Below are 20092 nucleotides of genomic sequence, written 5' to 3'. Positions count from 1 at the left end.
CTGAGAGGAAGAGCCGGCCCATGGCCTGCGACCTCTGGCTCGTCCCGCTGGTGGACGTCCTGACGTACAGCTCCGACAACCCGTTCCGGGACGACCTCGCCCGCTACGACGCCGCGCTCACCGCGCACGGGCTGCCGCCGGTACCGGTGTACCAGTACTCGGCGGAGCTGAGCGGCTCGGTGGAGCCGATAGCCGCCTTCGACTACGACTCGCTCCACTTCCTGCGCCGCGCCTACCTGTTGGGGCTGACCGGGTTCCAGATCACCCCGGTGGACGCGCTCGGCAGCGACTACGAGCAGCTGCTGGAGATGTTCGAGTCCACCGCCGAACAGTCGCACCTGGTCTGGCACTTCGACCACGCCGGGGCGTACGTTCCGATCGACTTCCAACTGCCGCTGGTCGCGGACGAGTTGCTCGCCGAGGGCGGGCCGCTCGGGTCCTCCTACGGGCTGCTGCGCGAACTCCAGGCGGTGGCGCCGGTGTTGGGCATCGACCCGCTCGACCCGCCGGCCCCCACCCGCCCGCTCGCCCCCACCGAGCTGGAGCAGCCCTTCGAGCCCCCGATCGACGACCTCCACCCCTACGCCCGCGAACGCCACGCCTGGGCCGGCCTCTACGCCGCCGCCACCCGCAGCGTCACCCAGGGCTCCATGATCGTCTTCGCGTAGGCGGAAGCGGCCACCCCAGGGGCGCGAGGAACTGCGCGAGTCGGAAGAACGAAGCCCGTCTGCCGGGTACGGACACTCACCTGCAAGTGAATCCCCGTACCCGGCAGACGGGTCACTTCCTTCCGCTTCGCGCAGTTCCCCGCGCCCCCGGGGTGACCACCTGCCGCGCGCCCCGCGGGGTCACCGCAGCGGCCCCTCCGGGGGGCGTTGGCGCGGCATGGTGGGCCGGGTGCCCGGCGGGGGCAGGACGCGGACCTGGGCCCCGGCGCCCGGTTCGGTGCGGCCGCCCCAGGGGCCGGGCGACTGGGTGGGCAGCTGCGTCATGCCGGCCCGGAACTCGAGCATCCACTCCGAGGTCTCGCTGCGGACCACGTCGGAGACGTCCTCGCAGAAGCGCCGCAGCACCCCGAGGCACCGCTCCGCCGCCTCGCCCGCCGTGCCCTCGGTCGGCCCGAGCACCTCCCGCACGCACTCCGAGGCCCAGTCGAACTGGAAGGTCTCCAGCCGCCGTTGCAGGGCCTGCGCGGTGGAGACGTCCCGCATCCAGCCGGAGGTGAGCCCGAAGGCGCGGTCCAGGCCGTAGCAGGCGGCGGAGAGCGCCAGCCCGACGTAGCCCCAGGAGGCGTGGAAGGAGAAGGCGCCGGTCATCGAGACCAGCGGCGCCGTCACCCCGGCCACCGCGAACGAGGCGGAGCCGAAGCGGAGCAGGCGGGCCCAACGCCGCTTCCACACCCGGTCCCGGCGGTACCAGTCGATGGCCTCGACCGCGCGCTCCTCGGACCAGCGGTAGAGCTCCTCCAGCCGCTCGGCGGGCTCGCCCCAGTCCCCGAGCGGGAACTGGCGGGCGCTCAGGTCGGTGCGGCGGCGGGTCGGGGTCGGGCTGGAGGTGGCCACGGGCTGGTCCTCCTCACCGAGGTCCTTGCCCCAGGGGCTCTCCTCGGGCTGCATTTCCGGCTGGCTCACCTGTGGGGCTCCCTGTGGCGGGCGGACTGCTGAGGCCCTGGCGGGGTGCCGGGCCTGACGGTGCGTCGGTCGGTCGGTGTCGGGGGACACCGGCCGGATCTGACACCGTGTCGGACGGCGGCGCCAGGAGCGGGTGCGGGTCGCCCCATGGTGCCGTGCCCCGGCCGGGGCCGGGGGCCGTACGACAGACCTTCTTACCGCCGAATGGCTGACCGTGTGGCCGCTTCGGCCGCGATCGTTATCGGAATTCACCCCATCGACCCGAGGTGGGAGAGTTGCGGCGGCCGATCGGATTTCACCCGTCCGAGCGAGCCCGTCCGGTCCTGCGGCCCTGACTCCGGCCACCCTGCCGCCTCCCGCACCGGGTACCCGCTGGAGCTTCCTCCAGTCTCCGGGCCCGGGATCGGGTGATCGTTCGGAGCTTGACACGGGGCCCGCGACCAGGGCCGGAACGGCCACCGACTACGCTTGCCCAGCGTGAAGGTCCTCGTCATCGGCGGCGGCGCCCGCGAACACGCCCTGTGCCGCTCACTGTCCCAAGATCCTGCCGTGACCGAGCTGCACTGCGCCCCGGGCAACGCCGGGATCGCGCAGGTGGCGGTGGTCCACCCCGTCGACCAGCTGGACGGTGCGGCCGTGGCCGCGCTGGCCCGCGGGCTCGGCGCCGAACTGGTCGTGGTCGGCCCGGAGGCCCCGCTGGTGGCCGGCGTCTCGGACGCCGTCCGGGCGGCCGGCATCCCGGTCTTCGGCCCGTCCGGGGAGGCCGCCCAGCTGGAGGGCTCCAAGGCCTTCGCCAAGGACGTGATGGCCGGGGCCAACGTCCCCACCGCGCGCTCCTACGTCTGCCGCACCCCGGAGGAGGCCGCCGAGGCGCTGGACGCCTTCGGTGCCCCGTACGTGGTGAAGGACGACGGCCTGGCGGCCGGCAAGGGCGTGGTGGTCACCTCCGACCTGGCCGAGGCGCTGGCCCACGCGGCCTCCTGCGAGCAGGTGGTGATCGAGGAGTACCTGGACGGTCCCGAGGTCTCGCTGTTCGCCGTCACCGACGGCACCACCGTGCTGCCGCTGGTCCCGGCCCAGGACTTCAAGCGCGCGCTGGACGGCGACGAGGGCCCGAACACCGGTGGCATGGGCGCCTACTCCCCGCTGCCCTGGGCCCCGGAGGGCCTGGTCGACGAGGTGCTGGAGACGGTGCTGCAGCCGACCGTGGACGAGCTGCGCCGGCGGGGCACCCCGTTCTCCGGCCTGCTCTACGCGGGTCTGGCGCTGACCTCGCGCGGCACCCGGGTGATCGAGTTCAACGCCCGCTTCGGCGACCCGGAGACCCAGGTCGTGCTGGCCCGGCTGCGCACCCCGCTGGCGGGCGTGCTGCTGGCCTCGGCCAACGGCACGCTGGGCGAGCTGGAGCCGCTGCGCTGGGACGAGGGCGCCGCGGTCACCGTGGTGGTGGCCTCCGAGGGCTACCCGGCGGCGCCGCGCACCGGTGACCCGATCGAGGGGCTGGCCGAGGCCGAGGCCGAGGGCGCGTTCGTGCTGCACGCCGGTACCAAGGAGGGCCCGGACGGCTCCGTGCTGAGCGCCGGGGGCCGGGTGCTCTCGGTCACCGCGACCGGGGCCGACCTGGCCGCGGCCCGCGAGCTGGCCTACCGGGGCGTCGCGAAGATCGCGCTCAAGGGCGGCCAGCACCGCACCGACATCGCGCTGAAGGCCGCCCAGCAGTAGGGGGACGGCCGCCGGGAGGGCGCTGCGTCCGCGGGATCACCCGCCGGACGCAGCGCCCTCCGTCGTTCAGCGGATCGCTCTCCCGTTCGACTCAGGGGCGGGCCGCCGCCCCGCTCGGCGGCAGGATTCCAGTCCTTCGGGTGATCCGATGACCATCCGGCTGACGTGGCCGTGTCCCGGGTCGTAGGGTGCGCTGGATCGCAGGGGCGGCCGTCGGCCGCCGCGGTCTCCGTCGGGTGTCCGGGCCCGGCCGGGGGGAAGCTGGCGGTGGCGTCCCGGGTGGTGGTTGTCACCAGGACGGGTGGAAACGGTAGCGATCCGGAACACCCACCCGTGGACGGGCGTCAAAACTGTCAGAAGTGCCAAGCACGATGCACAACCGGGAGCGGCCTCCGTCGCCTCCCGGTCGGATACTGATCATTTCGAGTCGGCCCGGGTGACCGGATCGCCGCCTCCTTCCGGAGGGCGGTGCGGTCCGCCCGTCCCCCGGGCCCCGAAGGGGGTGCCGCGCCACATGGCCGCTGTCGACGCAGCCCGCGCACGTGCCCAGGCCGTGCTGAGGGTCCGCGGGTTGGCGCTGGGCGCCGCCGCGCTGCCCGTCGCCGTCGCCGTGGTGCTGCTGGCCGGCCGGTTCACCGGCCGGATCGGCGCACCCGGCTCGGCCGACGCGGGGGTCTGGGACGCCGTCCGCTGGGTGGTCTGCGCGGTCGCCGCGCTGGTGCTGCTGGCCGCCGGCCTGGCGGCCGGGGCCTACGCGAGGGCGGTGCCCCCGCGCACCCCCGCGGTGCCGCTGGCCGAGGAGGCCGCGCCGGAGCTGTACCGCCAGATCCGCGACCTGGCCGAGCGCCTCGGCGTCCCGGCGCCCTCCGCCATCGCCCTCACCCCGGACTGCGACAGCTGGCTGGAGGAGCCGAGCGGCCGCCGCCGCAAGGCGCCTGACGGCGCGTCGGCCCCCGCGGGCGACGAGCTGGGCGCGGGGCGGGACGGGCGGGCGGCCGCCCCGGTGCTGGTGATCGGCTCCCCCTTCCTCTGGTGGATGCGGGCCGGGGAGCTGCGCGCGCTGCTGGCCCCGGTGGTGGCCGGGACGGCGGCCTCCGCCGATCCCGAGATCGCCGCCGCCCGTCGCTTCCTGCGCGCCCTGGACGCCTCGCTCGGCGACCGGCGCGGCCCCGGGGCGCTGCCGGGCGCGCTGCTGGACCGGCTCACCCGGCTGCTGCTGGCGGCCTGCCGGGACCACGCGGCCGAGCTGGAGCGGGCGGTCGCGGCCGCCGCCTCCGAGCAGGCCAAGTCGGTGGACTACGGGCAGCGGATCGCCGCCCAGGAGCAGGTGGGCCTGGCCTACGCGGGCTGGGACAGGCTGCTTACCCGGGTCGCCCTCCCGGCCTGGCGGCTCGGCCGCCACCCGGCCCACCTGAACGCGGGCGTGGTCTCCGCGCTCACCGAGCTGTCCCGCCGGGACCGGCTGGCCGACGGCTACGGCAGCCGGCTGGGCGACCGGCCCGCCTGCGACCTGCTGGAGGAGCCGGGCGAGGTGGACGCGGCGGTCTCGCTGCTGGCCGCCGAGGTGCTGTTCGGCGAGCCGGTGGGCACGGTCGGGACGGGCTGGCGCGAGCTGGCCTGGGCCGACTACCCGGCCGAGGTGGTCGAGGCGGGCTGGCGCGGCCAGGCCGGTGCGCTGCGCGAGGTGCTCGGCGAGCGGGCGCCCGAGGAGCCCGGCCCGGCGCTGCACCTGGTGCTGACCCGGCTCGCGGAGGGCGGCGGCGAGCCCCTCGCGGCAGCACTCGCCGCACACGTGGCGCGCACCGGACAGGTCGCGCCCCCGCTGCAGGTCGTGCGCACCGGCCGGGACCTGCTGGCCGACCACGTCACCGCGCTGGTCTGCCTGACCGCGGTGGAGGCGGGCGCCGGCCGCCCCGGGCTGGACTGGCTGGACGGCCCGGTGCTGCTGCTGGCGGGCGCCCGCAGGCCCGAGTTGGCGGCCCTGGTGGCGGAGGCGGTGGAGCAGGGCGAGGACGCCCCGCTGCGGGCCTGGCTGGAGTCGACGGGGCTCCGGACGACGGGCTCCGTACGCCTCTGACGAGCCGTCATGCCCCGGTCAGACGGCGGATCCGGTACGAATCAATTTTCAACGACACTTGTTGCTACGGTGGGGTGACGCAGCGCCAGCACTGTGGTGTGCTGGTCCGCACGCACATCCGCGTGGCACATGCCACCGGGGGCCGAGCCGGGCCGGTGCGAGGGGGAAGGGGCGCGCGTGGGGACGGAACTCAACCGCCGCTGGGAGTCGGGGACGCTCAAGCACGGGGTCTCGGACCCGTTCGGCCAGGGCCCGCTGCCCTGGCTGCGCAGTCCGGACCACTACGTGGCCGGCATCGAGGGCGCGGTGCCCTGGTACGTCAGCCTGGACGCCCCGGGCCAGCGCCCGCAGGCCGCCCCGCGCCCCAGGCCACCGGTCGGCACCCCGGCCAACTCCGACGACGTGGTGCAGCAGATCAAGGGCTTCGCCTCCGCCGGGGTGGTCCGCCCCGGCGGCTCGGTGGACCTGCGGGTCACGGTGAACCCGCCCCGCGGCTTCACGGTGGACGTCTACCGGATCGGCCACTACGGCGGTGACGGCGCCCACCACATGACGGCCAGTCCGCTGATCTCCGGCCTGGCCCAGCCGGCCCCGCTGGTGGTCGGCCGCACCGTCTCCTGCCACCACTGGTGGCAGTCCTGGCGGCTGCAGGTCCCGCTGCACTGGAGACCGGGCGCCTACGTCGCGGTGCTGACCACCGCCGACAACCTGCACCGCAGTCACATCCCGTTCACCGTACGGGACTTCGAGCAGACCGCCGACCTGCTGCTGGTGCTCCCGGACGTCACCTGGCAGGCCTACAACCTCTTCCCCGAGGACGGCCTGCACGGGGCCAGCCTCTACCACGCCTGGGACGAGGCGGGCGGCCTGCTCGGCGAGGAGGAGGCCGCCGTCACGGTCTCCTTCGACCGCCCGCACGCCGGCGCCGGGCTGCCGCTGCACGTCGGCCACGCCTACGACTTCATCCGCTGGGCCGAGCGCTACGGCTACGACCTGGCCTACGCCACCGCCACCGACCTGCACGCCGGGCACGTCGACCCGGCCCGGTACCGGGCGATGGTCTTCCCCGGGCACGACGAGTACTGGTCCGAGCCGATGCGCCGCGCCGTCGAGCAGGCCAGGGACGGCGGCACCTCGCTGGTCTTCCTCTCCGCCAACTCGGTCTACTGGCGGGTCGAGCTGACGCCCGGCCCGTCCGGCGAGCCGCACCGGCTGCTGAACTGCCGCAAGCGCCAGCGCGTCCCGGCCGACCACCCGGCCGCCGGGGTGCCGGGGGCCCGCAGCGCCCTCTGGCGGGACGCGGGCGAGCCCGAGCAGCGGCTGCTCGGCGTGCAGTACGCGGGCCGGGTGCCGACGCCGGTGCCGCTGGTGGCCCGGCACACCGGCCACTGGCTCTGGGAGGGCACCGGCCTGCGCGAGGGCGAGGAGCTGCCCGGCCTGGTGGCCGGCGAGGCGGACCGTTACTTCCCGAGGGTCGCGCTGCCCGAGCACACCGAGCGGGTGCTGCTGGCGCACTCGCCGTACCGGGACGCCGAGGGCCGGGTGCGGTACCAGGAGAGCTCGCTCTACCGCGCGCCCAGCGGCGCGTACGTCTTCGCCTCCGGCACCTTCGCCTGGTCACCGGCCCTCGACCGCCCCGGTCACACCGACGAGCGGATCCAGCGGGCCACCGCGAACCTGCTGGACCACCTCTGCAAGCAGAGCGGCCCGCGCGACTGAGCGCGGCCGCCCACGTGAAAGACTCGAGGCCCAGTACCCCCTTCCCCCGAGGACTGAGACGACCTTGAGCGGATTTGTCACCAAGCCCGAGCCGGTCCAGGTACCTGGTCTGGAACACCTGCACACCGGCAAGGTGCGCGACCTCTACCGGGCCGCCAACGGCGACCTGGTGATGGTGGCCAGCGACCGGACCTCCGCCTTCGACTGGGTGCTGCCCAACGAGATCCCGGACAAGGGCCGGATCCTCACCCAGCTCTCGCTCTGGTGGTTCGAGCGGATCGCCGACATCGTGCCCAACCACGTCATCTCCACCGAGCTCCCGGACGGCGCCCCCGCCGACTGGAAGGGCCGCACCCTGATCTGCCGGGCGCTGGAGATGGCCCCGGTGGAGTGCGTGGCCCGCGGCTACCTGACCGGCTCCGGCCTGGTCGAGTACCGCGAGGACCGCACGGTCTGCGGCATCGCCCTGCCGGAGGGCCTGGAGGACGGCTCCGAGCTGCCCGCCCCGATCTACACCCCGGCCCTCAAGGCCGAGGTCGGCGAGCACGACGAGAACGTCTCCTACGAGGAGACCGCCCGCCGGATCGGCGCGGACCTGGCGGCGACGCTCCGTCAGACCACCCTGGCCGTCTACTCCCGGGCCCGGGACATCGCCCGCGAGCGCGGCCTGATCCTGGCCGACACCAAGTTCGAGTTCGGCCTGGCCGACGGCGAGCTGGTGATCGGCGACGAGGTGCTCACCCCGGACTCCTCCCGCTACTGGCCGGCCGACCTCTGGCAGCCGGGCCGGGCCCAGCCCTCCTTCGACAAGCAGTTCATCCGGGACTGGCTGGACTCCCCGGCCTCCGGCTGGGACCGCCGCAGCGAGCAGCCGCCGCCGGAGCTGCCCGCCGAGATCGTGGCCACCACCCGGGCCAAGTACGTCGAGGCGTACGAGCGCCTGACCGGCAACACCTGGCAGTGACGCGGAGACGGCCGGGGCCCCACCGAGGGGCCCCGGCCGTCCGCGTGTCGCCGACCCGTGACGGTCCCTCAGATCCAGCCGTGCTCGCGGGCGATCCGGACCGCCGCGTGCCGGTTCTCGGCGCCCAGCTTCCCGGCCGCCGAGGAGAGGTAGTTGCGCACCGTGCCGGCCGAGAGCGAGGCCCGCTCGGCGATCTCGGCGACCGAGGTGCCGTGCGCGGCCAGCTCCAGCACGTCCGTCTCGCGCGGGGTGAGCGGGCTCTCCCCGGCCGCGATGGCGTCGGCCGCCAGCTCCGGGTCCACGTACCGGCCGCCCGCCACCACGGTGCGGATGATCCCGGCCAGGTCGGCCGCCGAGACGGTCTTCGGCAGGAAGCCCCGCACCCCGACCTCCAGCGCCCGCTTCAGGTAGCCGGGCCGGCCGTGGCCGGTGACGATCATCGTCCGGCACTCCGGCAGCACCCGGCGCAGCTCGGTGGCCACCTCGATCCCGTCCATCCCGGGCATCTGCAGGTCCAGCACCGCGACGTCGGGGCGGTGCGCCTTGGCCATCGCCAGCGCCTCCGGGCCCGAGGCGGCCTCGGCGACCACGGTCAGGTCCTCCTCCAGCGCCAGCAGGGCGGCCATCGCGCCCCGGATCAGGTGCTCGTCGTCGGCGAGCAGGAGTCGTACGGGCGCGGTCATCCGGTGGTCTCCAGGGAGAGGGCGGGGGCGGTCAGCGGCAGGTCCACGGTGAGGCGGAACCAGCCGGGGTCGGCCGGGGGCGTGGCCAGCTGCCCGCCGTACACGGCGAGCCGCTCGCGCAGGCCGGTGAGGCCGGTGCCGGGGGCGGCGGCGGGCCGCTCGGGCACCCCGTCGTTGGCCATCTCCAGCAGTGCCTGGCCGCCGCCGACCCGCAGCCGGATCCGGCAGTGGCGGGCCTCGCTGTGCCGGAGCACGTTGGTGGTGGCCTCGCGGACCACCCAGCCGAGCACCGACTGGGCGGTGACCGGGAGTTGCTCGGCCCCGGCCAGGTCGACCGCGCAGTCCACGTCGGCGGCCCGGAGCACCGAGCGGGCCCCGGTCAGCTCGGCGTGCAGGTCGGCGCTCCGGTAGGCCCGGACCACCTCCCGCACCTCGCGCTGGGACTCCTGGGCGATCCGCTGCACCTCGGTCATCTGGTCGGCCGCCTCCGGGCGCCCCCGGCGGGCGAGTTGGGCGGCCAGCTCGCTCTTGAGCGCGATGGTGGTGAGGTTGCGGCCCAGCACGTCGTGCAGGTCCCGGGAGAACCGCAGCCGCTCCTCGGCCACCGCCAGCCGGGCCTGGGTCTCCCGGGCGCCGTCCAACTCCCAGACCACCCCGGCCAGCCAGGCCGAGGAGCGGCAGGTGGCACCGAAGAAGACGCAGCCGAGCAGCACCACCGTGCAGACCCCGAGGCCGGTGGCGAGCGGCGCGCCGGAGGCGAGCAGCGCGGCCAGCACCCCGAGCAGCATCCCCGCGCAGAGCGCGGCGCCGCGGCGGACCGGCAGGGCCACCGCGACCGGGGCGTACCAGAACATCACCAGCACCGGGCCGAGCCCGGCCGCCCGGTCCGGGTCGGGGCCGGCGGTCAGGGCGAGCAGCCAGACCATGGCCAGGGTGAGCACGGTGGCGGCGGTCAGCAGGCCGGTCGGCAGGCTCCGGCGGCCCAGGTAGTGGGCCAGTCCGGTGCGGAACAGCAGGACCGAGAGCACCGTGCCGGCCAGCATCGCCAGCAGCAGCAGACGGAGCGTCAGCACCGGCATGCCCGTCGCCCCGCCGCCCACCGCGCCCAGCACCGCGAACGGCTGGGCCGACAGCGCGAAGTAGCAGGACCAGCGGACGTACAGCTCGGTGCGCTGCGGCTTGCCCAGCGCGCGCCAGCGGCGCAGCGGTCGGCGCAGTTCCACGGTCCCTCCTCCGGTGCGTTCGGTACCGAATTCCTATCAGGCCTCCCCGGCCTCAGCGCCGGGGCTCCCAGCGGAACCAGCGCAGCGCGGCCCAGCCGGCCAGCACGGTCCAGGCCGCGGCCAGCCCGAGCTGCGGCAGGGCCTCGCCCCAGCCGGTCGCACCGGTCCAGCCGTCGCGCAGCAGCTGGACGGCCGGCGTGGTCGGCAGCAGGCGGCAGACCGCGGCCAGCTGGTCCGGCATCGCGTCCAACGGGAAGATCATCCCGGAGCCGAACTGACTGATCAGCAGCAGGGGGAGGGTGGTCAGCCCGGCGCTCTCCACGGTCTTGGTGATGACGCTGGACAGCGCGGCCAGCGGCACCAGCACGGCCAGGCCGAGCAGCATCCCGAGCACCACCCGGGCCGGGTCGGAGGGGGCGGGCAGGTCCATCAGGAAGGCCGCGGCCACGCAGAGCACCACGCCGAGGGTCAGCGAGAGCAGCACGGACGGCAGCGCCATGCCGCCGAGCAGTTCGGCGTCCCGGGCCTCGCCGGTGCGCATCCGCTTGAGCACCAGCTCGCCGCGCCGGGCCACGTAGGCCGAGGTCAGGTTGTAGTAGACGACGAACAGCGGGAGCATCCCGAGCAGTGCGGTGACCACCAGGGCGGAGGCGGACAGGCCGGGGGTGTCCGCGCCCTGCTGCCGGATCGGCTCGCTCAGCGCGACGGCCATCAGCGGCGGCAGGGCCAGCGCGGTGAACAGCGCGGTGCGGTTGCGCAGCAGCAGGGTGGTCTCGGCCCGGCCCAGGGCCAGCAGCCTGGTCGCGGTGGTGGTGGAGGCGGCGGTGGAAGCGGTGGCGGCGGTCATCGGTCGGCTCCGGTCAGGACGGTCTCGGCGGGGGAGTCGGTGGTGGCGGCGCCGGAGGCGATGGCCAGGAAGGCCTCCTCCAGCGAGGCGCTGCGGGCGTCCAGCCCGGCCAGCGGCACCTCGTGCCGGGCGGCCCAGCCGAGCAGTTCGGTCAGGGTGGCCTGGAGGTGCGGGGTCTGCACGGTGATCCGGCGGCCCTCGGTCAGCAGTTCGGCCCCGGCCAGCTGGGGCAGCGTCAGGCCCTCGAACCGGCCTTCCCGCCCGGGGAGTTCGAAGGTGATCCGGGACGGCCGCCCGGCGATCACCTCGGCCACGGTGCCCCGGGTGACGATCCGTCCGGTGTGCATGATGGCCAGCCGGTCGGCCAGCTCCTCGGCCTCCTCCAGGTAGTGCGTGGTGAGCAGCACCGTGGTGCCCTGCGCCCGCAGCTCGCGGACCAGCCGCCAGACCCCGGCCCGGGCCTCCGGGTCCAGCCCGGTGCTGGGCTCGTCCAGGAACAGCACCTCGGGGCTGCCGAGCAGGGCCAGCGCCAGGTCGAGCCGGCGGCGCTCGCCGCCGGAGAGCTGCTTGACCCGCACGGTGCGCCGGTGGACCAGCCCGACCAGCTCCAGCACCTCGTCCACCGGCCGGGCCCCGCTGGTCATCCCGGCCCAGGCCCGGCCGGTCTCGGCCACTGTGAGCTCGGCGGGGAAGCCGCCCTCCTGGAGCATGATGCCGATCCTCGGCCGCACCAGGGCCCGCTCCCGGTACGGGTCGTGGCCCAGCACCCGGACCTGACCCCCCGTCGGGGCGGCCAGGCCTTCGAGCAGCTCCATGGTGGAGGTCTTGCCCGCCCCGTTGGTGCCGAGCAGGGCGAAGACCTCGCCCCGGCGGACCGTGAGGTCCAGGCCCCGGACGGCGTCGAAGCCGGCGTCCCCGGCGGGTCCGTAGTGGCGGTGCAGGCCGGTGGCCTCGATGGCGGGCGGCTCGCGGTGGCTGGTGTCCATGCCCTCAAGCCTCCCGGCGGCCGGGGCCCGCGGGCAGTGCGCGGCGTCACCGGTCGGTGCCGCGTCCGCATGGGTCGCCGATGACAAATGTCATCGGCGAGCGGGAGGAAGAGGTACGGGAACGACGAAGGGCCCCTCTTCCGAGGGGCCCTTCACACTGAGCGGACGACGAGATTCGAACTCGCGACCCTCACCTTGGCAAGGTGATGCTCTACCAACTGAGCCACGTCCGCACGATCTTCGGTTGTACTGCCGTACTGCGGTACTGCTTACTGCGAGCGGACGACGAGATTCGAACTCGCGACCCTCACCTTGGCAAGGTGATGCTCTACCAACTGAGCCACGTCCGCATGGTGTCCGTCAGGCCACCAGCCGCCTCTCCGGATCCCTCCGGTTGCGGCGACAGGAAGAACTCTACCCCATCGGAAGGAGTGGTCGCCCCACCCTTTCCGCCGGGGCGGTCGGAGTGGGGCGACGGGGCCTTCGCCGCAGGTCAGTTGTTCTCGGCGAACTGCTCGTAGACGTTCTTGGGGATGCGTCCGCGGGCGGGCAGGTCCATGCCGCGGGACTGCGCCCAGGCGCGCACGGCGGCCGGGTCCGGGGTGAGAGCGGTGCGGCGGAAGGACTTTCCGGCGCGGCTCTGGCGACGGCCCGCCGCGACGAACGGGGCGAGCGCCTCACGGAGCTTCTCCGCGTTGTCCTGCGACAGGTCGATCTCGTACGACTTCCCGTCGACACCGAAGTGGACGGTCTCCGCGGCGGCGCCGCCGTCCAGGTCGTCGGAGAGCGTGACGACTACACGCTGAGCCATGGGTGTCAATCCTCTCGGGCAATTCGCGAGCGCGTCCGGGCAGGCAGGAACCCGCGCTGATGTGCAGCGCCCGCCGTCACCGGTGGGCCCTATTCTGCACCCAAAGGCGAGGGAAATCGAAGGGCTGCGCTTTCTTTTTCCGGATATTCACGAGACTTCGTCGGACCGGGGATAGCGGAGGATCGCGCTGGTCGTTCTGTCCCGTAGTGCCGGTATTCGGACGGTCCGCAAGGGGCCGCGATAACGGCCGAAAAGGGACAGGGCGGGGACGGTGGAGAGCCCTGGAACCCTTGTGGCGTAAGGGGCGTATGTCTACGCGCGTCGCTCCGACCGGCCCGCAAACACGCCCGAATGCCCCGGTAGTCTGGAGGTCCCCCGCCTCACGCACCACACCAACGGGAGTGCCAGTGGCTCGCGTCGTAGTCGACGTCATGCTCAAGCCCGAGATCCTCGACCCCCAGGGCCAGGCGGTGCAGCGTGCACTGCCCCGGCTCGGATTCGCCGGGATCGCCGATGTCCGTCAGGGCAAGCGTTTCGAACTGGAGCTGGAGGGTCCGGTCGACGAGGCCGCGCTCGCCAAGATCCGCGAAGCCGCCGAGACCTTCCTCGCGAACACCGTGATCGAGGACTTCACCGTCCGGATCGAGGAGGAGGGCAAGTGACCACCCGCGTTGGCGTCGTCACTTTCCCGGGCTCGCTCGACGACCGCGACGCGCAGCGCGCGGTCCGCCTGGCCGGCGCCGAGCCGGTCGCCCTCTGGCACCGTGACAAGGATCTCCACCAGGTCGACGCCGTCGTCCTGCCGGGCGGATTCTCCTACGGTGACTATCTGCGCTGCGGCGCCATCTCCCGCTTCTCCCCGGTGATGGACAGCATCATCGAGCAGGCCAAGCTGGGAATGCCGGTCCTCGGTATCTGCAACGGCTTCCAGGTGCTCTGCGAATCGCACCTGCTGCCCGGTGCGCTCACCCGGAACGACTCGCTGCACTTCATCTGCCGCGACCAGAAGCTCCGGATCGAGAACGCCGGGACGGCCTGGACCAAGGATTACTCCGAGGGCCAGGAAATCGTCGTGCCGCTCAAGAACGGCGAGGGCCGGTTCGTCGCCGAGGAGCGCGTGCTGGACCAGCTGGAGGCCGAAGGCCGCGTCGTGGCACGGTACTTGGACCTGAACCCGAACGGTTCGTACCGCGACATCGCCGGCATCACCAACGCGGCGGGCAATGTCGTCGGCCTGATGCCGCACCCCGAGCACGCCGTGGAGCCGCTCACGGGCCCGACCATCGAGGGCCTGGGCTTCTTCACCTCCGTCCTGAAGCAGCTGGTGAACGCCTGATGTCCCTCGACACCGTCAAGAACGCCGAGCAGACCCCGGACTCCGCGCAGCCCTGGGCCGAACTCGGGCTCAAGGAAGACGAGTACGCCAAGATCCGGGAGATCCTCGGCCGCCGTCCCACCGGCGCCGAGCTGGCGATGTACTCGGTCATGTGGTCCGAGCACTGCTCCTACAAGAGCTCCAAGGTGCACCTCAAGCAGTTCGGCGAGAAGAAGCCGGACAGCGACGCGATGCTGGTCGGCATCGGCGAGAACGCCGGCGTGGTCGACGTGGGCCAGGGCTACGCGGTGACCTTCAAGGTCGAGTCGCACAACCACCCCTCGTACATCGAGCCCTACCAGGGCGCGGCCACCGGCATCGGCGGCATCGTCCGCGACATCCTGGCGATGGGCGCCCGCCCGGTCGCCGTGATGGACCCGCTGCGCTTCGGTGCGGCCGACCACCCGGACACTCGGCGCGTGCTGCCCGGGATCGTCGCGGGCATCGGCGGCTACGGCAACTGCCTGGGCCTGCCGAACATCGGCGGCGAGGTCGTCTTCGACTCCTGCTACCAGGGCAACCCGCTGGTCAACGCGCTCTGCGTGGGCGTGATGAAGCACGAGGACATCCACCTCGCGCAGGCCAGCGGCGCCGGCAACAAGGTCATCCTGTACGGAGCCCGCACCGGCGGTGACGGCATCGGCGGCGTCTCGGTCCTCGCGTCCGAGACCTTCGACGACACCAAGCCCACCAAGCGGCCCGCCGTCCAGGTCGGCGACCCGTTCCAGGAGAAGCTCCTCATCGAGTGCACCCTGGAGATCTTCGCCGAGAAGCTGGTGCTCGGCATCCAGGACCTCGGCGGCGCCGGACTCTCCTGCGCCACCTCGGAGTTGGCCTCGGCCGGCTCCGGCGGCATGCGGATCGAGCTGGACACCGTGCCGCTGCGCGACAACACGCTCTCGCCGGAGGAGATCCTCATGAGCGAGTCGCAGGAGCGCATGTGCGCCATCGTCGAGCCCGAGAAGGTCGCCCGCTTCCTGGAGATCTGCGAGAAGTGGGACGTCATCGCCACCGTCATCGGTGAGGTGACCGAGGGCGAGCGCCTGGAGATCTTCTGGCACGGCGAGCAGGTCGTGGACGTGCCGCCGCGCTCCGTCGCGCACGACGGCCCGACCTACAACCGCCCGTTCGCGCGGCCGAGTTGGCAGGACGCGCTGCAGGCCGACGCGCCGACCGCCGAGCGGCTGGCCCGCCCGGCCAACGGCGAGGAGCTCAAGGCGGCCCTGCTGGCCGTGGCCTCGTCGCCGAACCAGGCCTCCAAGTCCTGGATCACCGACCAGTACGACCGCTACGTGCTCGGCAACACCGTGCTCTCGCACGGCGAGGACTCCGGCATGATCCGGATCGACGACGAGACCAACCTCGGCGTCTCGGTCGCCACCGACGGCAACGGCCGCTTCGCCAAGCTGGACCCGTACACCGGTGCCCAGCTGGCCCTGGCCGAGGCGTACCGCAACGTCGCGGCCGGCGGCGCCAAGCCGCTCGCCGTCTCCGACTGCCTCAACTTCGGCTCCCCCGAGGACCCGGACGTGATGTGGCAGTTCGCCGAGGCGACCCGCGGCCTGGCCGACGCCTGCCTGGTGCTCGGCACCCCGGTCACCGGCGGCAACGTCTCGCTGTACAACCAGACCGGCGAGGTCGCCATCCACCCGACCCCCGTGGTCGCGGTGCTCGGCGTCATCGACGACGTCACCCGCCGCACGCCCATCGGCTTCGGCGAGCAGGGGCAGCTGCTCTACCTGCTCGGCGACACCGAGGACGAGCTCGGCGGCTCGGCCTGGACCGAGGTCGTGCACGGCCACCTCGGCGGCCTGCCGCCCAAGCTGGACCTGGAGCGCGAGCGCCTGCTCGGCGAGATCCTGATCGCCGCCTCCCGGGACGGCATGGTCGACGCGGCCCACGACCTCTCCGACGGCGGCCTGGGCCAGGCCCTGGTGGAGAGCTGCCTCAAGGGCGGCAACGGCGCGCGCGTCGTGGTCCCCGAGGGCATGGACCCGTTCGTGTTCCTGTTCTCCGAGTCGGCCGGCCGCGCCGTGGTCGCCGTGCCGCGCAGCGAGGAGCTCCGGTTCAACGACATGTGCGGCGCCCGTGGCCTGCCCGCCACCCGGATCGGCGTGGTCGACGGTGACGTCCTGGAGGTCCAGGGCCAGTTCGAGGTCTCGCTGGCCGAGCTGAAGGACGCGCACACCGGTGTGATCGAGGCGCTGCTCGCCTGACGGCGTCTCACCTGGTGAAGGGGCGGCCCGGTCGGGCCGCCCCTTCGCTGTACGCTCGCGCAATGGCGAACTCCGCGAAGAAGGCCCGCAGTTACGACCCCGCCAAGGTGCGGGCCGCGCTGGCCGGGCAGACCGAGGCGCTGCGCGCCGCCGTCAGCGAGCTGTGCGCCCGGCCGGACGCCGAGGAGCTGCTGGCCCGGCCGACCCGGCTGGGGGAGTGGAACGTCCGTCAGCTCGTCGCCCACCTGGGCTTCTGCCTGGACTGGCTGCCCCGGCACCTGGACGAGCCGGTGCCCGCCGGGGCCGCCATCCCGCTGGTCGAGTGGCCCGGCCTGACCAGGACCGCCGCGGAGGCCATCTCGGCCGCCGTGATCGAGCACGCCGAGGGCGCCTTCGCGGGCTCCCCGGCCGAGGTGGCCAAGGAGTTCGACGCCGCCTGCGACCTGCTGCTCGCCACCCTGGACCGGCCCGAGGCGGCCGACCCGGCCCGCCGCTTCGTGATCCGCTTCGGCCCGATCCTGGTTACCGACTTCCTGGTCACCCGGCTGGTCGAGACCGTGGTGCACGCGGACGACCTGGCGGCCGCGCTGGAGCTGCCCGCCTTCCCGCACGACCGGCAGGCACTGGCCGCCGTCACCCGCCTGCTGGCCGACGCCCTCGCCCACCGGGTGCCCGGCGGCGCGGTCGAGCTGCGGATCCCGCCGTTCGCCGTCGTCCAGGCCGTCGAGGGCCCCCGCCACACCCGCGGCACCCCGCCCAACGTGGTCGAGACCGACCCGCTCACCTGGATCCGGCTGGCCACCGGCCGCACCTCCTGGGCCGAGGCCGAGGGCGCCGCCGAGCTGACCGCCAGCGGCGAGCGCAGCGACCTCTCGGCGTACCTCCCGGTGCTGGGCTGATCCGGTGCCCCCGGCCTGAGGCGGTGCCCTCGGCCTGAGGCGGCGTCAGCTCACTTGCGGGGCGGGCCCGAGATGTACTTGCCGTCCGCCCCGTACGGCCAGGCGTTGGAGACGCAGCCCTCCAGGCCGTAGATCTGCTGCATCATCGCCGGCGCCGGCTTCCCGGCGCCGGAACAGCCCTCGTGGCCGTGGCCGATGAAGTGGCCGACCTCATGGTTGACGATCAGGGCCCGGTACTCCTCGATCGGGCCGCTGAACTGCGGGGAGCCGGCCGTCCAGCGCTTGGTGTTGACCATGACGGCGCCGCCGACGTTGCAGTTCACCTCGCCGCCGGTGTCGAGGCCGGCCTTGGCGCAGACCGCGTCCACGGTGCCGGGGGAGGCGATCTTCACCGCGAAGTCGGCCGCGCCGGAGGCGACCAGCTGGAAGGAGTGCTTGCCGTCGGCGGTCCAGCCGCGCTTGTCGGCCAGGATCTTCTGCACCTGGTCGGTGGCGGTGGCGGCGTCGATGCCGATGCCGTCCTCCACCTCCACCTTGTACTTGCGCAGGGTCGCGCCCTTGCCGACCACCGGGCCGTTGGCGCGCACCGTGCTGAAGGTGCCCTTGCCCTTCTCGACCACCGCGGTCGGGGTGGGGCTGGGAGTGGGTGAGGGCGAGGGCGCGGGGGCGGGCGGCTGGGCGGCCGGGGAGCCCTCGGCGGCCGGGACGGCCCGGGCCTGGGTGGTGGCGGGCGCGGAGGGCCCGCCGTCGGAGCCGACGAGGTCGAACGCGGCGATCCCGAGCACGGCCAGCGCCCCGGTCAGCCCCACCAGCAGCACCAGCCGCCGCCGGGCCGCCTGCTGCCGGCGCCGCGCGGCGGCGGCCCGCCGTCGGCTCGGCGCGGGGGCACCCGCGCGCCGAGCGCGGGGGGCCGGGGTGCTCCTGGGGTTGGATCGCACTGCGGATGCTCTCTGGTCGCCTGGCAGGACTCGTCGCACTGTCGTTCAGGACGATACCCGTCGCGGGTGCGGTTCCCCGCGACCGGAGTGCCGCCGGGGGCGGGCGGTGGTGCCCGGGCGGCGGTGCCCCGGGCAGAACCCGTGGGGAAGCCGGGAGGGAGGCGACAGCCGTACCGCCGAACGGGCAGACTGGCAGGCATGAGTATTCACCAGAACCTCCTCGGAGGCCCCGAACCGACCAGGCTGACCGAGGACGAGCAGCCCTACCGGATGCTGGGCGAGGAGTCGGCCTCGCCGACCCAGGTGGCGGCCGCGTTCCCGACCTTCTCGCTGGCCTGGGCGATGCTGGCCGACGACGCCTACGACGCCGGCCGCGTGGTCGAGTCCTACGCCTACGCCCGCACCGGCTACCACCGCGGGCTGGACTCGCTGCGGCGGGCGGGCTGGAAGGGCCACGGCCCGGTGCCGTGGGAGCACCGGGGCAACCGGGGCTTCCTGCGCTGCCTGGCCGCGCTGGCCCGGGCCGCCGAGTCGATCAAGGAGACCGAGGAGGCCGAGCGCTGCTGGCAGTTCCTCAAGGACAGCAGCGCCGAGGCCTACGCCGAGCTGAAGCAGTAGTCCTGCCGACGCGGTGGTCGTCGGACGCGCGGGAGCCCCGGCCCTTGGAGGGCCGGGGCTCCGTCGTTCCGGTGCGCCTTACTTGATGCGCTTGCCGGCCGAGCGCAGCTGCTGCGCGGCCTCGAGCACGCGGGCGGCCATGCCGGCCTCGGCCAGCTTGCCCCAGGTGCGCGGGTCGTAGGTGTTCTTCTTGCCGACCTCGCCGTCGACCTTCAGCACACCGTCGTAGTTGCTGAACATGTGCGCCACCACCGGGCGGGTGAAGGCGTACTGGGTGTCGGTGTCGAGGTTCATCTTCACGACGCCGTTCTCCAGCGCGGTGGCGATCTCCTCGGCGGTGGAGCCGGAGCCGCCGTGGAAGACGAAGTCGAACGGGTCCTGCTTGCCGTACTGCTTGCCGATCTCGTCCTGCAGGTCGCGCAGGAGCTCCGGCTTCAGCACGACGTTGCCCGGCTTGTAGACGCCGTGCACGTTGCCGAACGAGGCGGCCAGCAGGTAGCGGCCCTTCTCGCCCAGGCCGAGCGCCTCGGCGGTGCGGACGGCGTCGTTCACCGTGGTGTAGAGCTCGTCGTTGATCTCGTGGGTGACGCCGTCCTCCTCGCCGCCGGTCGGGGTGATCTCGACCTCGAGGATGATCTTCGCGGCGGCGGCCTGGGCCAGCAGCTCCTGGCCGATGGCCAGGTTGTCGGCCAGGGTCTCGGCCGAACCGTCCCACATGTGCGACTGGAAGAGCGGGTTGCGGCCCTGGGCCACGCGCTCGGCGGAGACCGCGATCAGCGGGCGGACGTAGGCGTCCAGCTTGTCCTTGGGGCAGTGGTCGGTGTGCAGCGCGACGGTGATGTCGTACTTGGCCGCCACGATGTGGGCGAACTCGGCCAGCGCGACCGCGCCGGTGACCATGTCCTTGCTGTGCTGGCCGCCGAGGAACTCCGCGCCACCGGTCGAGATCTGGATGATGCCGTCGCTCTCGGCCTCGGCGAAGCCGCGCAGGGCGGCGTGCAGCGTCTGCGACGAGGTGACGTTGATGGCCGGGTAGGCGAACTTGCCCGCCTTGGCCCGGTCGAGCATCTCGTTGTAGACCTCGGGAGTTGCGATGGGCATGCGAATTCGCTCCTGTCGGTGCTCGGCGTACGGACGACCTGTCCGACGCTCGGTACGCCTTCGGTACGACGCGCGGTGCCGGCTGCCGTCGCGGCTCTGCGGTGCGGCTCCGGTACCCCGGTTCGACGGAGTCCGTCGCGGTGTGCACTGAGGGTGGGTGCGACCGCGGGCCGGACACCTGTGCCATCTTCCCAGACTCGACCCCCGGAGACACCCATGGGCCCGCTGGTTGGGACGGACGGTGTCGGGAGAGGGGTCGGAGGTCCCCGGGGCGGGAGGGAC

At 73.6% G+C, this 20092-nt stretch carries 18 protein-coding genes and 2 tRNA genes; 10 read left to right on the top strand and 10 right to left on the bottom strand.

The window, feature by feature from the left end; translation table 11 throughout:
• Positions 1-20: 20 nt before the first annotated feature.
• Positions 21-668 carry a hypothetical protein gene (locus ACWEPF_RS02445; protein WP_345290468.1) on the top strand — a complete coding sequence of 216 codons (648 nt, stop codon included), beginning with the start codon at positions 21-23 and terminating at the stop codon, positions 666-668.
• 180 nt (positions 669-848) lie between these two features.
• On the opposite strand, the gene ACWEPF_RS02440 is transcribed toward ACWEPF_RS02445, so the two are convergent.
• Positions 849-1631, bottom strand: coding sequence for an SLATT domain-containing protein (locus ACWEPF_RS02440; RefSeq protein WP_452171056.1), 783 nt, complete (start codon positions 1629-1631; stop codon positions 849-851).
• A 477-nt stretch (positions 1632-2108) separates the two neighbouring features.
• Between ACWEPF_RS02440 and purD the strand changes: the two genes are divergently transcribed.
• The 4 genes from purD (at position 2109) to ACWEPF_RS02420 (ending at position 8113) form a co-directional block, all read left to right on the top strand.
• Positions 2109-3353, top strand: a complete 1245-nt coding sequence (gene purD, locus ACWEPF_RS02435) for a phosphoribosylamine--glycine ligase (protein ID WP_452171055.1) — start codon at positions 2109-2111, stop codon at positions 3351-3353.
• Positions 3354-3867: 514 nt separating this feature from the next.
• Complete coding sequence (locus ACWEPF_RS02430) at positions 3868-5430, top strand: hypothetical protein (RefSeq protein WP_452171054.1); 1563 nt, start codon at positions 3868-3870, stop codon at positions 5428-5430.
• A gap of 177 nt (positions 5431-5607) precedes the next feature.
• Positions 5608-7149 carry a N,N-dimethylformamidase beta subunit family domain-containing protein gene (locus tag ACWEPF_RS02425; protein WP_452171053.1) on the top strand — a complete coding sequence of 514 codons (1542 nt, stop codon included), beginning with the start codon at positions 5608-5610 and terminating at the stop codon, positions 7147-7149.
• 64 nt (positions 7150-7213) lie between these two features.
• Entirely contained in the window at positions 7214-8113 is a 900-nt protein-coding gene (locus ACWEPF_RS02420; RefSeq protein ID WP_345289983.1) for a phosphoribosylaminoimidazolesuccinocarboxamide synthase, read from the top strand.
• Between the two features lie 68 nt (positions 8114-8181).
• On the opposite strand, the gene ACWEPF_RS02415 is transcribed toward ACWEPF_RS02420, so the two are convergent.
• The 7 genes from ACWEPF_RS02415 to ACWEPF_RS02385 all read right to left on the bottom strand — a co-directional run bounded on the left by ACWEPF_RS02415 (position 8182) and on the right by ACWEPF_RS02385 (position 12663).
• Positions 8182-8796 carry a response regulator transcription factor gene (locus ACWEPF_RS02415; protein ID WP_345289982.1) on the bottom strand — a complete coding sequence of 205 codons (615 nt, stop codon included), beginning with the start codon at positions 8794-8796 and terminating at the stop codon, positions 8182-8184.
• Entirely contained in the window at positions 8793-10019 is a 1227-nt protein-coding gene (locus ACWEPF_RS02410) for a sensor histidine kinase (RefSeq protein ID WP_452171052.1), read from the bottom strand. Before ACWEPF_RS02410 ends, ACWEPF_RS02415 begins: the two co-directional genes overlap by 4 nt.
• A 52-nt stretch (positions 10020-10071) precedes the next feature.
• Positions 10072-10866 carry an ABC transporter permease gene (locus tag ACWEPF_RS02405; RefSeq protein WP_452171051.1) on the bottom strand — a complete coding sequence of 265 codons (795 nt, stop codon included), beginning with the start codon at positions 10864-10866 and terminating at the stop codon, positions 10072-10074.
• Positions 10863-11852 carry an ABC transporter ATP-binding protein gene (locus tag ACWEPF_RS02400; protein WP_452171050.1) on the bottom strand — a complete coding sequence of 330 codons (990 nt, stop codon included), beginning with the start codon at positions 11850-11852 and terminating at the stop codon, positions 10863-10865. Before ACWEPF_RS02400 ends, ACWEPF_RS02405 begins: the two co-directional genes overlap by 4 nt.
• A gap of 160 nt (positions 11853-12012) precedes the next feature.
• Positions 12013-12085: transfer RNA gene (locus ACWEPF_RS02395), tRNA-Gly, on the bottom strand.
• 44 nt (positions 12086-12129) lie between these two features.
• Positions 12130-12202, bottom strand: a tRNA-Gly gene (locus ACWEPF_RS02390).
• Positions 12203-12345: 143 nt separating this feature from the next.
• A complete protein-coding gene (locus tag ACWEPF_RS02385) occupies positions 12346-12663 on the bottom strand; it encodes a histone-like nucleoid-structuring protein Lsr2 (RefSeq protein ID WP_345289977.1) in 318 nt (105 codons plus the stop codon).
• Between the two features lie 407 nt (positions 12664-13070).
• Between ACWEPF_RS02385 and purS the strand changes: the two genes are divergently transcribed.
• The 4 genes from purS (at position 13071) to ACWEPF_RS02365 (ending at position 17153) form a co-directional block, all read left to right on the top strand.
• A complete protein-coding gene (purS, locus tag ACWEPF_RS02380; RefSeq protein ID WP_345289976.1) occupies positions 13071-13325 on the top strand; it encodes a phosphoribosylformylglycinamidine synthase subunit PurS in 255 nt (84 codons plus the stop codon).
• On the top strand, positions 13322-13999 hold the full coding sequence (gene purQ, locus ACWEPF_RS02375; protein WP_452171049.1) for a phosphoribosylformylglycinamidine synthase subunit PurQ: 678 nt from the start codon (positions 13322-13324) through the stop codon (positions 13997-13999). The genes purS and purQ overlap by 4 nt, the downstream gene beginning before the upstream one ends.
• Entirely contained in the window at positions 13999-16254 is a 2256-nt protein-coding gene (gene purL / locus ACWEPF_RS02370; protein WP_452171048.1) for a phosphoribosylformylglycinamidine synthase subunit PurL, read from the top strand. Before purQ ends, purL begins: the two co-directional genes overlap by 1 nt.
• Positions 16255-16316: 62 nt before the next feature.
• Positions 16317-17153: a sterol carrier family protein gene (locus tag ACWEPF_RS02365; protein ID WP_452171047.1), complete on the top strand. Its 837-nt coding sequence runs from the start codon at positions 16317-16319 to the stop codon at positions 17151-17153.
• Positions 17154-17203: 50 nt separating this feature from the next.
• Here the strand turns inward: ACWEPF_RS02365 and ACWEPF_RS02360 are convergent, their stop codons facing one another.
• Positions 17204-18091, bottom strand: coding sequence for a DUF3152 domain-containing protein (locus ACWEPF_RS02360; RefSeq protein WP_345289972.1), 888 nt, complete (start codon positions 18089-18091; stop codon positions 17204-17206).
• 198 nt (positions 18092-18289) lie between these two features.
• Here ACWEPF_RS02360 and ACWEPF_RS02355 point away from each other — a divergent pair, with 198 nt between their 5' ends.
• The gene (locus ACWEPF_RS02355; RefSeq protein ID WP_345289971.1) at positions 18290-18709 is read left to right on the top strand and encodes a DUF3151 domain-containing protein; all 420 of its coding nucleotides are present in this window, start codon (positions 18290-18292) and stop codon (positions 18707-18709) included.
• A 78-nt stretch (positions 18710-18787) separates the two neighbouring features.
• On the opposite strand, the gene fbaA is transcribed toward ACWEPF_RS02355, so the two are convergent.
• Positions 18788-19810, bottom strand: a complete 1023-nt coding sequence (gene fbaA / locus ACWEPF_RS02350; RefSeq protein WP_452171046.1) for a class II fructose-bisphosphate aldolase — start codon at positions 19808-19810, stop codon at positions 18788-18790.
• Positions 19811-20092 lie beyond the last annotated feature (282 nt).

The sequence above is a fragment of the Kitasatospora sp. NPDC004289 genome (assembly GCF_053602875.1).
This window is presented reverse-complemented; position numbering and strand designations above follow the sequence as displayed.

Excerpts from the sequence above, each read along its gene's own strand:
- ACWEPF_RS02445 (WP_345290468.1), top strand. The coding sequence starts at position 21 with ATGGCCTGCGACCTCTGGCTCGTCCCGCTGGTGGACGTCCTGACGTAC.
- ACWEPF_RS02430 (WP_452171054.1), top strand. The coding sequence starts at position 3,868 with ATGGCCGCTGTCGACGCAGCCCGCGCACGTGCCCAGGCCGTGCTGAGG.
- ACWEPF_RS02415 (WP_345289982.1), bottom strand. The coding sequence starts at position 8,796 with ATGACCGCGCCCGTACGACTCCTGCTCGCCGACGACGAGCACCTGATC.
- ACWEPF_RS02405 (WP_452171051.1), bottom strand. The coding sequence starts at position 10,866 with ATGACCGCCGCCACCGCTTCCACCGCCGCCTCCACCACCACCGCGACC.
- ACWEPF_RS02400 (WP_452171050.1), bottom strand. The coding sequence starts at position 11,852 with ATGGACACCAGCCACCGCGAGCCGCCCGCCATCGAGGCCACCGGCCTG.
- ACWEPF_RS02385 (WP_345289977.1), bottom strand. The coding sequence starts at position 12,663 with ATGGCTCAGCGTGTAGTCGTCACGCTCTCCGACGACCTGGACGGCGGC.
- purL (WP_452171048.1), top strand. The coding sequence starts at position 13,999 with ATGTCCCTCGACACCGTCAAGAACGCCGAGCAGACCCCGGACTCCGCG.
- ACWEPF_RS02365 (WP_452171047.1), top strand. The coding sequence starts at position 16,317 with ATGGCGAACTCCGCGAAGAAGGCCCGCAGTTACGACCCCGCCAAGGTG.
- ACWEPF_RS02355 (WP_345289971.1), top strand. The coding sequence starts at position 18,290 with ATGAGTATTCACCAGAACCTCCTCGGAGGCCCCGAACCGACCAGGCTG.
- fbaA (WP_452171046.1), bottom strand. The coding sequence starts at position 19,810 with ATGCCCATCGCAACTCCCGAGGTCTACAACGAGATGCTCGACCGGGCC.